Annotated in this window: 12 protein-coding genes, 1 tRNA gene and 1 pseudogene; 8 read left to right on the top strand and 6 right to left on the bottom strand. The window is 71.8% G+C overall.

Features of this window, described 5'->3' with window-relative positions:
* Positions 1 to 68: 68 nt before the first annotated feature.
* Both E4U92_RS02790 and E4U92_RS02785 read right to left on the bottom strand, forming a co-directional pair.
* Positions 69 to 1,445, bottom strand: coding sequence for a hypothetical protein (locus tag E4U92_RS02790; protein ID WP_137298631.1), 1,377 nt, complete (start codon positions 1,443 to 1,445; stop codon positions 69 to 71).
* A 74-nt stretch (positions 1,446 to 1,519) separates the two neighbouring features.
* On the bottom strand, positions 1,520 to 2,308 hold the full coding sequence (locus tag E4U92_RS02785) for a DUF4097 family beta strand repeat-containing protein (protein WP_137298630.1): 789 nt from the start codon (positions 2,306 to 2,308) through the stop codon (positions 1,520 to 1,522).
* Between the two features lie 223 nt (positions 2,309 to 2,531).
* On the opposite strand from E4U92_RS02785, the gene E4U92_RS02780 reads away from it, so the two are divergent.
* A tRNA-Val gene (locus E4U92_RS02780) sits at positions 2,532 to 2,603 on the top strand.
* A gap of 317 nt (positions 2,604 to 2,920) precedes the next feature.
* Positions 2,921 to 4,762 (top strand): asparagine synthase (glutamine-hydrolyzing), encoded by a 1,842-nt coding sequence (gene asnB, locus E4U92_RS02775; protein WP_137298629.1) that lies wholly within the window; start codon positions 2,921 to 2,923, stop codon positions 4,760 to 4,762.
* 81 nt (positions 4,763 to 4,843) lie between these two features.
* Here the strand turns inward: asnB and E4U92_RS02770 are convergent, their stop codons facing one another.
* Complete coding sequence (locus E4U92_RS02770; RefSeq protein WP_137298628.1) at positions 4,844 to 5,215, bottom strand: hypothetical protein; 372 nt, start codon at positions 5,213 to 5,215, stop codon at positions 4,844 to 4,846.
* 126 nt (positions 5,216 to 5,341) lie between these two features.
* Here E4U92_RS02770 and E4U92_RS02765 point away from each other — a divergent pair, with 126 nt between their 5' ends.
* Entirely contained in the window at positions 5,342 to 5,860 is a 519-nt protein-coding gene (locus E4U92_RS02765) for a GNAT family N-acetyltransferase (RefSeq protein ID WP_229862248.1), read from the top strand.
* A gap of 32 nt (positions 5,861 to 5,892) precedes the next feature.
* On the opposite strand, the gene E4U92_RS02760 is transcribed toward E4U92_RS02765, so the two are convergent.
* Positions 5,893 to 6,798, bottom strand: a complete 906-nt coding sequence (locus tag E4U92_RS02760; protein ID WP_137298626.1) for a ketopantoate reductase family protein — start codon at positions 6,796 to 6,798, stop codon at positions 5,893 to 5,895.
* A gap of 102 nt (positions 6,799 to 6,900) precedes the next feature.
* Between E4U92_RS02760 and E4U92_RS02755 the strand changes: the two genes are divergently transcribed.
* Positions 6,901 to 7,128: a DUF2277 domain-containing protein gene (locus E4U92_RS02755; protein ID WP_137298625.1), complete on the top strand. Its 228-nt coding sequence runs from the start codon at positions 6,901 to 6,903 to the stop codon at positions 7,126 to 7,128.
* A gap of 45 nt (positions 7,129 to 7,173) precedes the next feature.
* Here E4U92_RS02755 and E4U92_RS02750 read toward each other — a convergent pair whose 3' ends face one another.
* Both E4U92_RS02750 and E4U92_RS02745 read right to left on the bottom strand, forming a co-directional pair.
* Positions 7,174 to 7,797 (bottom strand): DedA family protein, encoded by a 624-nt coding sequence (locus tag E4U92_RS02750; protein ID WP_137298624.1) that lies wholly within the window; start codon positions 7,795 to 7,797, stop codon positions 7,174 to 7,176.
* A gap of 169 nt (positions 7,798 to 7,966) precedes the next feature.
* Positions 7,967 to 8,431: a DoxX family protein gene (locus E4U92_RS02745; protein ID WP_137298623.1), complete on the bottom strand. Its 465-nt coding sequence runs from the start codon at positions 8,429 to 8,431 to the stop codon at positions 7,967 to 7,969.
* 714 nt (positions 8,432 to 9,145) lie between these two features.
* Between E4U92_RS02745 and E4U92_RS02740 the strand changes: the two genes are divergently transcribed.
* The 4 genes and pseudogenes from E4U92_RS02740 to E4U92_RS02730 form a co-directional block, all read left to right on the top strand.
* Positions 9,146 to 9,400, top strand: a complete 255-nt coding sequence (locus E4U92_RS02740) for a hypothetical protein (RefSeq protein WP_137298622.1) — start codon at positions 9,146 to 9,148, stop codon at positions 9,398 to 9,400.
* A gap of 217 nt (positions 9,401 to 9,617) precedes the next feature.
* A complete protein-coding gene (locus E4U92_RS35775; protein ID WP_168725019.1) occupies positions 9,618 to 9,764 on the top strand; it encodes a hypothetical protein in 147 nt (48 codons plus the stop codon).
* Positions 9,765 to 10,098: 334 nt separating this feature from the next.
* Entirely contained in the window at positions 10,099 to 13,431 is a 3,333-nt protein-coding gene (locus E4U92_RS02735) for an RHS repeat-associated core domain-containing protein (RefSeq protein WP_137298621.1), read from the top strand.
* Positions 13,432 to 13,752: 321 nt separating this feature from the next.
* Positions 13,753 to 14,032: pseudogene (locus E4U92_RS02730) on the top strand (hypothetical protein); the annotation flags it as partial.

Genomic DNA, 14,032 nt, shown 5'->3' with positions numbered 1-14,032 from the left:
GCCCCCGGCAAACGCCGCAGAAGCCGCAGATGCCGCACGTTCGGCACGTGCCGCACCCCCGGGACCGGTCAGTGCGCGGTGCCCCGCTCCTCCCGGATGAGCGCCACGACCCGCGCCACCGTCTCCCGGACGGCCTCCGTCTCGGTCAGGAAGTGCCAGTAGTCGGGGTGGCGGCCCTCCAGCGTGCCGATCGCCCGCTCCAGCCGGGCCACGCCGTCGTCCAGCGGGCGCGCGTGCCGCGGGTCGGGCGTCGTGCGCCCCGTCATCGCCAGGCGCTGGGCGTCCCGGATCGCGAACCGGGTCCGCTCGATCTCCGCCCGCGGGTCCTTCTGCACGGCGTTGAGCCGGCTCAGCCGGTCCCCGGCGGCCGACACGGACTCGTCGGTGGCGTTCAGCAGCGCCCGTACCGTCGACAGCAGCGCAGTGGCGTCCGGCCAGCGCTGGGCGTCCCGGGCGGCGCGCGCCTCGGCCAGCTTCGCCTCGGCCTGCCGTACGTTCTGGGCGGCCTGCTCGGGCACGTGCTGCAGGTCCTGCCAGCAGGCGACCGTGAACCGCCGCCGCAACTCGCTGAGCACGGGCTCCACCTGCCCGGCGCGGGTCGTCAGCGCCTGGGCGCGGGTGCGCAGCGACACCAGCCGGTGGTCGATCTCGGCGGCCCGCTCCGGCAGCCGCTCCGCCTCCGCGCGGACCGCCTCGGCCTCCCGCGCCACCCGCTCGGCCCGCTCCAGGGTCTGCGGCACGCCGTGCTGCCCGGCGCCCTGGTTCAGCCGGGTCAGCTCCGGTGCGAGCGCGGCCAGCCGGGCGGCCAGGTCGTCGGCCCGCAGCCCCGCGGCCCGTACGGCGTCCAGCGCGTCGGAGGCGGCCCGCAGCGCCTGCCGGGCCCGCTCCACGGCGGGCGCCAGCCGGGCGAGCTGGGTCTCGGCCTTGCCGAGCAGCGGCGCGAGCCCCTCCGTGTACCGGTCCAGTTCGCCCCGGACGCGCTGGAGTTCGTCCTTGGCGCGGGTCAGCTCGGTGCGGGCCTGCGCGGCCGCCCCGGCCTCCAGGTCGTCCCGGTCGAGGTCGTGGGCGTCGACGGCGGCGATGTACCGCCCGCTGGCCTCGTCGATCCGCCGGCCGAGCGCTTCGAAGTCGGCCACCGCGCGCCGGGCCGCCGGCGAGTCGTCCACGGCCCTGATCGTCTCGATGGAGATGCGCAGGTCGCGCTGGGCGGTGTCCAGCTCGTAGAACGCGGTGGCCGCGGCGTCCTTCGCGGCCTGCGCCTCGGCCCGCTGGCTCTCGGCCCGGCCGCCGAACCAGCGCCGGGTGCCGCCGCCGGCGAACGCGGCGGGCAGCGCGAGCGCGGCCAGCACGGGGAGGGCGACGGCGAGGGCGAGGGTGTCGCCCACGCCACGGCGGGCGCGGGACGCCCCCGGCGACGCGGCCTGCTGTGAAGGTGTCGCCGTCACATCCCTCTCCCGTACCGTGATCAGCCCTGCCCGGTGTCATTCTCCCACCCGGTAGGGACGAACACACGGGCCGGTCAGTTCGCGCTGCGCACCGTGATGTGTCCGTCGCCGGTACGGGCGGACACCACGTGCGCGCGGGCGGCGTCGTCGCGCGGCACGGACACGTCGACCCCGCCGTCCGCGCTGGACGCGGTCACCTTGTAGGTCGCGCGGGGCAGCACCAGCGTCACCGAGCCGTCGCCCGCCGTGGACTCGACCCGGTCCGGTACGGCGCTCAGCTCCAGGTGGACCGAGCCGTCGCCGCTGCGGGCGCTGACCCGGCGGGAGCCGACCTCGGCACGCAGCGAGCCGTCGCCGCTGCGCAGCTCCAGCGGGCCGGTGGTGTCCGTGACCCGCACCGAGCCGTCCCCGGTGCGGACGCTCAGCGCGTCCCGGAACCCCCGCGCCCGTACGCTGCCGTCGCCGTCCACGACCCGTACGGCCACCCCGCGGGGCACCTCCACGCGGTGCCGGGCCGCGCAGTCGGCGACCACGCCCGAGCAGTGCAGGCGCAGCGTCAGCCGGTCGTCCTTCATCGACCAGGTCACCTTCGGGTCGCTGCCGACCAGGACGGACCCCTGGAACCAGCGGGTGACCTCCACCCGCCCGGCCGGGTGCGCGTCGGCGGCCACGATCTCCAGCGAGGAGTCGTCGGAGTCGACGGTGAGGGTGCGGCCGTGCAGCGGGAAGGCGCGGTGCTCGGGCTGCCGGTCGTCGTCCGCGTCGGCCCCGCAGGCGGTGGCCGTGGCCATCAGCACCGCGGCGGCGCCGAGGGCGAGGACGGCGCGGCCGGCGCGGCCGGGCGTGAAACGGGTGCGGGTCATGGTGGGTCCCCCCTGGGTCCTGCGGGTGTCTGCCGGCCTGCCGGTCCGCCGGTCCGCCGGTCTGTCTCAGACGCTAGGGATCCCGGGCCCGCGGGACGATCCGGCGGCCTCCCGGACCGGGGGTGGGGGAAACCCCCGGAAGGGGCCGCTACCGGCCGCCCACGGACGCCGGTACGGGTTTGCGGTCCACCGGCCCGGGCCATGTAGGCTGTCGACTCGTCCTGGGCGCGTAGCTCAGGGGTAGAGCGCCTGCCTTACAAGCAGGATGTCGGCGGTTCGAAACCGTCCGCGCCCACCGGCCCGCGAGGCCCACCCTCAGGACACAGGCGACGGCCCCCCGGAACTTCCCGGGGGGCCGTTCCCTTTTTCCGAAGACTTTGTCGATGGCCGATTGCATACGACCGCACGCCGCGGCCGGGCCGCCGCCAGGGTCTGGGGGATGTAAAGAGCGGCCGAAAACGCGGGGGTGGCGAGCCGGCCCCGGGTGCGTCCGCGTTGACCGGTCCCCGTGCGGTGGCGCACTGTCGACATGTAGGTGGCTCATACAACTGGTTCGCCCGAGCAACCTCGCTCGCGCGGGGAGTTCACCACCCGGAAACAGGAGGGCAGGACATGTGCGGCATCACCGGCTGGGTCTCGTTCGACCGTGACCTCGGCGCGGAGCGCGCCTCGTTGGACGCCATGACCGACACGATGGCCTGCCGGGGCCCCGACGACACCGGCACCTGGACGCAGGGCCCGGCCGCACTGGGCCACCGCAGGCTCGCGATCATCGACCTGCCCGGCGGACGCCAGCCGATGACCGCCGAGACCCCCGAGGGGACCGTCGCGCTGGTCTACTCCGGCGAGACCTACAACTTCACCGAGCTGCGCCGCGAACTCACCGGCCGCGGGCACCGGTTCGCCACCGACTCCGACACCGAGGTCGTGCTGCGCGGCTACCTCGAATGGGGCGAGGCGCTCGCCGGACGCCTCAACGGCATGTACGCGTTCGCCCTCTGGGACGCCCGGCACGACAAGCTCGTGATGGTCCGCGACCGCATGGGCATCAAGCCCTTCTACTTCCGGCCGACCGCCGACGGTGTGCTGTTCGGCTCCGAGCCCAAGGCGATCCTCGCCAACCCGCTCGCCCGGGCGCGGGTGCGCCCGGACGGGCTGCGCGAGCTGTTCACCATGATCAAGACCCCGGGGCACGCGGTCTGGGACGGCATGCGCGAGGTCGAGCCGGGCACCGTCGTCACCGTCGACCGCGGCGGCCTGCGCACGCACGCCTACTGGCGCCTGGAGACCCGCCCGCACACCGACGACCGGGCCACCACCATCGCCACCGTGCGCGGCCTGCTCGACGACATCGTGCGCCGCCAGCTCGTCGCCGACGTGCCCCGCTGCACCCTGCTCTCCGGCGGCCTCGACTCCTCCGCCATGACCGCGCTGGCCGCGCGGCAGCTCGCCGAGCACGGCGAGAAGGTGCGCAGCTTCGCCGTCGACTTCGTCGGCCAGGCCGACCACTTCGTCGCCGACGAACTGCGCGGCACCCCGGACACGCCCTTCGTGCACGACGTGGCCCGCAGCGCGCGCACCGACCACCAGGACATCGTGCTCGACGCACAGGCGCTCGCCGACCCGGAGGTGCGGGCCAAGGTGATCCGGGCGCGTGACCTGCCCGCGGGCTTCGGCGACATGGACGCCTCGCTGTACCTGCTCTTCCGCGCCATCCGCGAGCACTCCACCGTGGCCCTGTCCGGCGAGTCCGCCGACGAGGTGTTCGGCGGGTACCTGCAGTTCTTCGACGAGGAGGCCCGCCGCGCCGACGCCTTCCCCTGGCTGGTCAGCATGGGCCGCCACTTCGGGGAGGACACCGAGGTCCTGCGCCCGGACCTGCTGGCCTCCCTCGACCTGACCGGGTACGTCGCCGACGGCTACCGCACGGCGGTGGCCGGCATCGAACGCCTCAGCGGCGAGAGCGACTTCGAGTACCGGATGCGGCGGATCAGCCACCTGCACCTGACCCGCTTCGTGCGGGTCCTGCTCGACCGCAAGGACCGCGCCAGCATGGCCGTCGGCCTGGAGGTGCGGGTGCCGTTCTGCGACCACCGGCTCGTCGAGTACGTCTACAACGCGCCGTGGGCGCTGAAGTCCTTCGACGGCCGCGAGAAGAGCCTGTTGCGCGAGGCCACCGCGGACCTGCTGCCGCGGTCCGTCTACGACCGGGTCAAGAGCCCGTACCCGTCCACGCAGGACCCGAAGTACGCCGCCGCCCTCCAGGACCACGTCAAGGAGCTGCTGGCCCGCCCCTCCCACCGGGTCTTCGACCTGGTCGACCGCGACCGGGTGCGCGGGCTGGCCGAGCGGGCCGAACCGGTCAGCACGCAGGCCGAGCGGCGCGGCCTGGAGCGCACCCTCGACCTGGCGATGTGGCTGGACATGTACGCGCCCGAGATCGTGCTCGACTGACAGCCGGCCGCCGCGCCGGGACCGGGGCCGGCACCCGACCCGGGGCGGGGCAGGACGGCCGGAGGCGGGGGCGCAGGACCGTCACGCGCCCCCGCCGGGCTCGCCTCCGGGGACCTCATCGGCCTCATGGAGCTCATGGACGTGCTTGAGCTGCGTACGGGCGTCCACCCGGTCCCCGGCCGCGACCTCCTGCCAGAAGCGGTGGCAGGTCACGAACACCGCCAGCTCGTGCTCGCGGCGGCGGAGCTTCTCCACCTCGGCCTGTTCGTCGGCCGTCCAGCCCGGGGAGGCGGGGCGCTCCACCTTCCGCCAGCCGCCGTCGTCGCTGAACCCGTCCAGGGGCTCCACCGACCAGGGCAGCCGCTTCAGCAGGGCCGACAGCTCGGCCCTGACCTGATGCAGCTCCTCCTGACCGGCGCGCAGGTCGCTCGGAAAGTCATAGGTCGTAGCCACGCGCTAATGCTACGCCTGTTCGAATTTGGGTCGCGAGTTCCTTGCGGTGGTTCATGCGATCGGGTGGCGGGCGGAGCGTCCCCCGTCCGCGGCCGGTTGTCGGACCTCTCGCCTACGGTGGGTGCCATGGAGCACAGCGGTGGGGAACGGGTACGGCTGGAGCCCTGGGCGCCGGGGGACTTCTGGCTGCTGGAGCGGGCCAACACCCCGGAGATGACGGCGCACCTGGGCGGACCGGAGTCCCCGGAGAAGCTGGCCGACCGGCACCGGCGGTACCTGGCGCTCGACGCGGGCCGGATGTACCGCGTCGTGCTCGACGGCACCGGCGAGACGGTCGGCTCGATCGGCTACTGGGAGCACGAGGGGCAGGACGGCACCGTGTGGGAGACGGGCTGGGGCGTACTGCCCGAGTTCCAGGGGCGCGGTTTGGCCGCGGTGGCGGCCCGCGCCCTGGTGGAGGCGGTCCGGGAGGCCGGCGGCCACCGCTTCCTGCACGCCTACCCGAGCGTGGACCACCCCGCGTCCAACTCCGTGTGCCGCCGGGCCGGCTTCACCCTGCTCGGCCAGATCGACTTCGAGTACCCGAAGGGCCACTGGCTGACGTCCAACGACTGGTGCCTGGACCTGCGCCCGGACGAACCCTGAGGGGTGTCCGCGCAGGCCCGCCGGCCCCGGCGTCACGCCCCCGCGCGCTCCCCGAGTTCCGCCACCACCCGTTCGGCCACCGGTACCGGGACCCCGTGTCGTCGTGCCGCACGCAGCAACGCGCCGCCGATCGCGTCCAGTTCGAGGGCGCGGCCCGCCTCGGCGTCGCGCTGCATGGACGACTTCATGGCGGCCGGGAAGCCGTCGTAGCGGGCGAGGGCCGCGGCCGGGTCGGCCGGGGCGCCGTCGGCGGTGCTGACGGCGGCCGTCTCCGTCACCAGGGCGGTCAGCTCGTCGCGGTGGCGGGCGCGGACCTCGCCCAGGGGCAGGCCGTAGCGCGTGGTGAGCAGGGCGAAGGGGGCGAGGAAGGCCATCTTCGCCCACAGCGCGGCCTTCTCGTCGGGCAGCACCCGGGTGGTGGGGCCGGCCGCCGCGAGCAGGGAGGCGAGCGCGTCGAGGCGGGGCCGCGGCACCGGGTCGCCGGTCAGGTCGACCTCCGCGAAGGGGCTGGTGTGCTCGACGACGCCCGGGGCGACGCGGGTGGACTCGACCCGGATCACGGCCGGGGCGACCCGGTCGGGGCGGTGGTGGGCGCGCAGCAGCGCGGGGTGCTCGACGCCGTTGAGGAACGGCACGAGGACGGCGTCGCCCAGGGCGGGGGAGGGGATGCGCTCCAGGGAGGCCTCCAGCGCGGTGTGCTTGACCGCGATCAGTACGGCGTCGGGTGCGGCCCGCAGCACCGTGTCCGCCTCCACGCGGGCCGTGAACGCGCCGAACCGCGCGCTGCGCACCCGGATGCCGTCGGTGCGCAGCGTCCCGGCCGTCTCCGGCCCGGCCAGGCAGATCACCCGGTGTCCGGCCCGGGCCAGCAGCGCGGCGAGCAGTCCGCCGACGCCGCCGGGGCCGAGGACGGCCACGGTCGCTTCGTCGTTCGTCATGAGGTTTCCTCTCGTCGGTCGGCCCCCTCTGCCGGGTGGCCGCCGCCGACGATCATGCCAGCCGGGCTGTCGCCGCGTCCCGGACCGGGCCAGACTGGGGTCATGTGCCGCAGCATCAAGACGCTCCGTCCGCCCGCCCTGCCCGAGGAGGCCACGGAGGAGGACATCCGCGCCGCCGCCCTCCAGTACGTCCGCAAGGTCTCCGGCTTCCGCGCCCCGGCCGCCCACAACCGCGAGGCGTTCGACCGCGCGGTCCAGGCGGTCGCCGACGCGACCGCCGAGCTGCTCGGGGACCTGGAAGTGCGGGGGGTTCCGGCCCGGCGTGCCTGACGCCCGAACCGTTCACCTCCGGCGGCGGGCGCGGTGCCCGCGCGTTCAGGCCGCCGGGCTGCGCCGCACCAGGAACGCGGCCAGGCCGCCCGCGGCGAACAGGGCCACCACCGAGACGCCCGTCGCCAGCCAGGTCGCCCCGAGCCAGTGCGCGCCGAGGTAGCCCAGCGCCACGCTGTACGCCGCCCAGGACAGTCCCGCGAGGACCGACCAGGGAACGAAGTCGCGGGCCCGGCGGTGTGCCGCGCCCGCGATGAGGGAGACGACGGAGCGCCCGGCGGGGGCGAACCGGGCCAGGACCATCAGCGGCCCGCCGCCCCGCGCCAGCGCCTGGCCGAGACGTTCCTGCGCGGTGGTGAGCCGGCGGGAGCGGGCGATGGCCCGGTCCAGGCGCTCACCGCCCCGCCACGCCAGCCGGTAGGCGACCAGGTCGCCCGCCACGGACGCGGTCGTGGCGCACAGGATGATCGCCAGCACGTCGGGCACGTCGTTCGGCACGACGTGCCCGGCTCCGGCCCCGGCGGCGGACCCCGCCGCCGCGGCCGTGGCCGCCGTGATCACCAGGACTCCGCTGGGCAGCAGCGGCAGGAAGACGTCGAGGAGCACGGACAGGGCGATCAGCCCGTAGATCCATGGGCTGCCGGTCAGCGACCCCACACTTTCCCACACGACGACTCCCCGTGACTCCCCCGTACGGCCTCACATGCCGCGGTGTCGCGAGGGAGCGGCAGGGGCGGCCAGTGACAGCCATACAGCGTACGCCCGCGCTGTGACAGGAGGTTCACGGGGGCCTCGTGTGTCGGACACGGCATCCTCACCGGGTGGGGCCGCCGCGTCGTCAGGCGGGCACCGCGGCCTCCGTGGTCTCCGGGGCCGCCGGCGCGGGTTCGCGCACCGCCCGCCGGGCGACCAGCCGGTCCAGGCCGAACGCGCCGGAGCCGGTGAACACCAGCAGCAGGAAGGCCCAGCAGAACATCGCCGACGGCTCGCCGCCGTTCTCGATGGGCCACAGGGCGCCGCGCTGGTGCACGTCGAAGTAGGCGTACGCCATGGAGCCCGAGGCCAGCAGCGCGGCCGGGCGGGTGCCGAGGCCGAGCAGCACGAGGGAGCCGCAGACCAGTTGGATGAGGGCCGCGTACCAGCCGGGCCAGGTGCCGGCGTCGAGCGTGCCGCCGTGCGTGCCGACGGCACCGCCGAGGACGCCGAAGAGCGAGGCGGCGCCGTGGCAGGCGAAGAGCAGGCCGACGACGATGCGGAACAGGCCGACGACATAGGGCTGGGCGCTGTTGAGGCGTCCGGTCATGCGGGGGCTCCTTCGGTGAGGACGGTCGGCCGGTCACAGGAGACGGGCCGGTGGGGGGCGTGCTGTACCGAGGGATGACCCACGCTAGGGAGCCGTGATGTTGCTTGCAAGTTCAACATCGGGCCATCGTCACGCCCGCCACGCAGGGCACGTCCGCGCCGTCACCGCACGTGGGAGGCCCCGGGCGCCGCAGAGCGGTCTCGAAACCATGTCCGAAAGCCCCGCTCGGAACCGACTGCTCGCGACGGCAAGCCTTTGCGTGTACCCATCAATGACAGGAGCATGTTTGTCGAAGTTGTCACATGGAGGCGCTTGATCGTGCAACGGGGAGTGAGCAGCGGAACGCCCCGTGAATACAGGTGCTCGCAACCCACGCTGGATTCTTCCGTCTGATCGCGTTGCGTAGGGGAGGTTGCTCCCCGTGATCCTTGTCTCCGCGCGAGCGGAGGTGAACCGCGGCCATCGTCCAGGGCCACGAGGATGCTGTGGTCCTCTCCGGGCGAGCGGAGTGAACCCGCCAAGCCGGAGGACCTGCGCAAGGGCCGACCGGTCTCTCCGTGCGAGCGTAGGTCAGCCCACTCAAGGGACGTGGAGTTCACCGACATCGAGCAGCTGGAATTCGACCTGTAGCTAGCACCTGCTGACGCCCTGACGGCAGCGAGCAGCGCTGCCGCTTTCTCGACCTCCGGTGTTCGCCGGATTGGGAGGACCACAATGATCCTCGCCGGACGCTGGCACCTGGTGCGCACCCTCGCCGACATCGCCGCGCAGCAGGGCATCACCGTGCCGACCCTGCTCAGTTCACGCCGCCTGCAGGCCGAAGGTTTCCCCGCGCCGCTGAGCGCGGGCCGCACCCGGCTCTACGACGGCGAACAGGTCGACGCCTACTCGCCGGACGCCCCGTCCCGGCGCTGCCCACGGTTGACGACGACGAGGACCTGCTGGACCGTCAGGAGGCTGCCGCACTGAGCGACATTCCCCTGCACGCATGGGACCGCCGCAAGAAGACCCCGGCCCAGCGAGCACATCGTGCTCGTCGGCGGAATCGAGCACTGGCCCCGCCACGTCGTGCGCGGCTACATCCCCGCGCCGCGTTCCCGTCCCGGCGGCGGCACCGGCCGCCCGGCGGGCCGGGGACCAGGTCCCGCGCGACCTTCTCCCGGCGTGCGTCGCGCAACTCCTGGACGTGCACCGCAACGCCGCACTGACGCAGTGCCGTGCGGAGCGGATGGCCGACGTCATGGAGCAGCGCGGCATCACGGCTGCGCAGGCCGCCACCGCGCTCGGCTACACCGGCCGGCCTGACCCGCAGCGCGAGCACCCGCCCTCCTGATCTGGTCGGATGGCAGATAAGGGCTCTTAGGTTTTCGGCCGTTCGCTTCAGGTCTTGCAGCCTGCCGATAGCCCCTGGAAGAGCCGAACCGAACCAGTTGATCATGTTTTACCTCTGATTGCGACTACGAAGAGGAGGGGCGGATTCCGCCCCGTATGCGAACGGGTTCGGTGGGAACGTCACGGATCTTTGTGCGAATTGCGTGACAACGTGTGCGGGCCCGGTGACCGCTGGGGTTGCCGTGATCTGACTTCCTACGGGGGGAAGCATGCACACGCGTGCCTCCGGCACGTCGCTTCGACGTGCCCGGAAACGACCGAGCTCGGCCGTGACGATGGCGGCGGTGACCGCGGCCGCGCTGGCCGCGGCCGTCCTGCCAGCCGCGACTGCGACCGCAGCCGACGGCAAGCCCGTCTCTGCGTGGGGGCAGGACAGCCCTCGCTTCGCGATGCCGGCGGTGAAGGTTGGCACCAATCGGCCGGTGAAGTCCGAGCCGTCGACGAATCCGACGGACGAGGTGTACGTGCCGTGGCTGCGTGAGCAGCGGGCGCACGCCAAGAACGCCGCGTCCGGCAAGGCGGCGAAGCCGGCCGGCGTAACCGCGGACGCGTCGGTGCTGAACGTGGTGCCGGAGGGTCAGGGCAACGTGCCTTGGCACCGTTACACGAGCTTCGCCATCACGGACGCGCTCACCGCGAAGATCGACTACTCGACCGGCAACCTGATGCTGACGGCGACCGACTTCGACATCGCCGGCGTCGGCCAGAGCCTGCAACTGGCCCGCACCTACAACTCGCTGGACGCCCCGTTCGGCCGCGTCTCGCAGCGCTGGTGGCAGCAGTACGAGCGCTACCTGTCCGTCTCCAGCACCGAGGTCGTCTTCTACGGCGCCTCCGGCGCGACGGTCCGTTTCAAGAAGAACAGCGACGGCTCCTTCGCCACCCCGAAGGGCTACTCCGAGGATCTGAAGAAGAACGCGGACGGCACCTACACCCTGACGAAGTGGAAGTCGGGCGCGAAGGAGACCTACAACGCGGCCGGCACACTGACGAAGGTCACCGACCGCAACCACGGCACGATCACGGTCACCCAGAACACCGGCGGCGGGTTCAAGGTCACCGAATCCCGTTCCGGCCGCTTCATCGACCTGAACAAGGTCAGCGCCACTCTGTGGCAGGCCAAGGACAACTCCGGCCGCACCGCCGCCTACGGCGTGGACGCGAGCGGCAACCTGGCCACCACCACCGACACCGAAGGCAAGACGATCACCTTCGGCTATGACGACTGGGGCCGCATCAACAAGATCACCACCGCCGAGGGCCGGGTGACGGTCTTCTCCTACGACGACGCCAACCGCGTCACCTCGATGTTGCGGGCCACGGGGTTCAACGCCTCCGGCAGCACGGGCCCCACCTGGACGTATGCGTACACCAGTGACTCCGCGACGGCGGCCGGCACCACCACCGCCACCGACCCCGAATCGCACGCCACGAAGTACGAGCACGACGGCGACGGCCAGGTCACCGACGTGACCGACGCGCTCGGCCACAAGCGGTCCACCAAGTTCGACGCCAACCACAACATCGACACCGCCACCGACGCGATGGGCTCGGGCACCACCCCGGGCAACGCCACCGACTACGGCTTCAACACCCGCAACAACCTCGAGACGGTCACCCTGCCCACCGGCGGCAAGACGGTCAACCACTGGCAGACCACCGCCGGCGGCAACGACGTGCCCTCCGACTCCACCAACCCCGACGGTGAGAAGACGCAGTTCACCTACGACACGGCCGGCAACACGACGTCGGTGGCGCAGACCGGTACCGGCGGCGGCAGCGTCTCCTACACCTACAACCCGTCCTCGGTGACGTGTGGCGGCTTCGAGGGCCAGCGCTGCACCGAGAAGACGAAGATGACCTCCACGAAGACGGTCACCACCGACTTCCATTACGACGCCAAGGGCAACCTCGACACCGTCACCCCGCCGACGCCCCTGGCCAAGACCACCTACACCTACGACGCGCTGGGCCGCACCACGTCGGCGACCGACGCCCGCGGTGTCACGGTCACCTACACCTACGACAACCGCGACCGCATCAAGACCGTCGACTCCACCAACAAGGCTCGGGTGGAGTACTCCTACGACGGCGACGGCAACCTCACCCAGCGCTCGGACGCCACCGGCACCATCAAGTACGCCTTCGACCCATTGCAGCGCGAGACGGTCCGCACCCTCCAGGACGGCTCGCAGACCCTGCTCGCCTACACCCCGGCAGGCAACGTCGACTACTACTCCGACCCCGCCGGGACGACCGACTACACCTGGAACGAGGTCAACAAGCTCAAGGAGCTGAAGGACCCGCAGGGCAGGGTGACGACGTACAAGTACAACAACAACGACGTCCGCACCACCACCACTTACCCAGGCGGCACCGTGCAGACGGTCACCGTCGACAAGTCCAGCCGCCCCGAAACCATCAAGACCACCTCGGCTCAAGGCACGCTGGTCAACCTCGCCTACAGCTACGGCTACGGCACCGGTGGCACGACGGACGGCAACAAGATCCGCACCTCCACCGACAACGTCAGCGGACTGAAGCGGACGTACAGCTACGACGGGGCGGGCCGCTTCTCCTACGCCAAGGAGGAGAAGAACGGCAGCATCGCCGACTCCTGGCAGTACTGCTACGACCTCGCCGGCAACCTCACCTCCCAGGGCACCGACCCCGGCTGCCCGCGCGGCACCACCTACACCTACAACGACGCCCAGCAGCTCACCAGCAAGTCCTCCACCACCGGTGCCTGGTCCTACGACGCCATCGGCAACGAGACCGCCGCCGCCTCCACCGACGACTACATCCGCACCGGCGAGAAGTGGACCGACCACTCACAGCTGTCGTCGATCACCGTCAACGGCAAAACGTACGACGGGCAGTACGGCTCCACCGACCAGAGCGAACGCATCAAGCTCGGCGACATGCTCTTCCACAACGGGCCGCTGGGCCTGTCGGCCAAGACCACGGCGGGCGTGGACATGGGATTCAACCGGGAGCCCGGGGGCACGCTCAACTCCATGGCGACCGGGGGCAAGTCGTACTACTACCTCACCGACGCGATCGGCTCGGTGATCGGCCTGGTGGACGTCGACGGCAACAAGGTCGACACCTACACCTACAGCCCCCGCGGCGTCCGCCTCCTGGCCCAGTCGTCCGAACCGGTGGCCCAGCCCTACCGCTTCGCCGGCAACTACCAGGACCCCACCGGCCTCTACCACCTCCAGGCCCGCTACTACGACGCCAACATCGGCCGCTTCACCCAGCCCGACCCCTCCGGCCAGGAACAGAACCCGTACCTGTACGCCGAAGGCGACCCCGTCAACCGCATCGACCCCACGGGGCTCGCTTCCTGCCTCCTTGGCCTCGCCGTGTGCCACTTCAAACCCATGCTCCATGACGCGGTTCAGGGAGGGGCTGCTGGTGGCGGTGGCGGCGCTGCGGTTGGTTGTTTCGCTGGCGCGGTCGTCGGAGTCGCTGGTGGTTACGCAGGTGCCGGTGCTGGTTGCCTTACCGGCGGCACAACGATGGGCGGGCACGGGTTGATAGTGGGCACGTTGGCAGGGGGCGCTTACGGCGCTGTCACCGGCGACGAATTCACTCTTTGGTAGGAGACATCATGCACCTGGCTCTGCAGATACTCTGGATCTGTGTAGGCATCGTATTCATCGGAGGGGGATTACTTCTCCTTCGCCGATACGGTGGAAACGGAGTGCGCTGGTGGACCGCCGCAGGAGCTCTGTTGATCGGGGCCGGCCTGTTCGCTGCGGCCTCCGCCTTTTACGCTCCCCTGATCACCGCCTTCGTCCTATTCGGTCTCGCAGGTGTGATGAGCCGGGTCGCTGCAGCAAGAATTAACGGCGCATGATTTGCCGAGGTCCCGCACCAACGTTGGTGCGGGACCTCACTCACTCGTCCCGCTGAGCTAACGATCCATGGAGTCGTCGATCACGGTCAACAACAAGATCTACGCGGGCCAGTACGGCTCCACCGACCAGAGCGAACGCATCAAGCTCGGCGACACGCTCTTCCACAACGGCCCGCTCGGTCTGTCGGCCACGTCAACTGCCGGTGTGGACAAGGGCTTCAACCGAGAGCCCGGGGGCACGCTCAGCTCCATGACGACCGGGGGCAGGAGCTACTACTACCTCACCGACGCGATCGGCTCGGTGATCGGCCTGGTCGACGTCGACGGCAACAAGGTCGACACCT

It is taken from the genome of Streptomyces galbus (genome assembly GCF_005280195.1).
Taxonomy (GTDB): Bacteria; Actinomycetota; Actinomycetes; order Streptomycetales; family Streptomycetaceae; genus Streptomyces; species Streptomyces galbus.
This window is presented reverse-complemented; position numbering and strand designations above follow the sequence as displayed.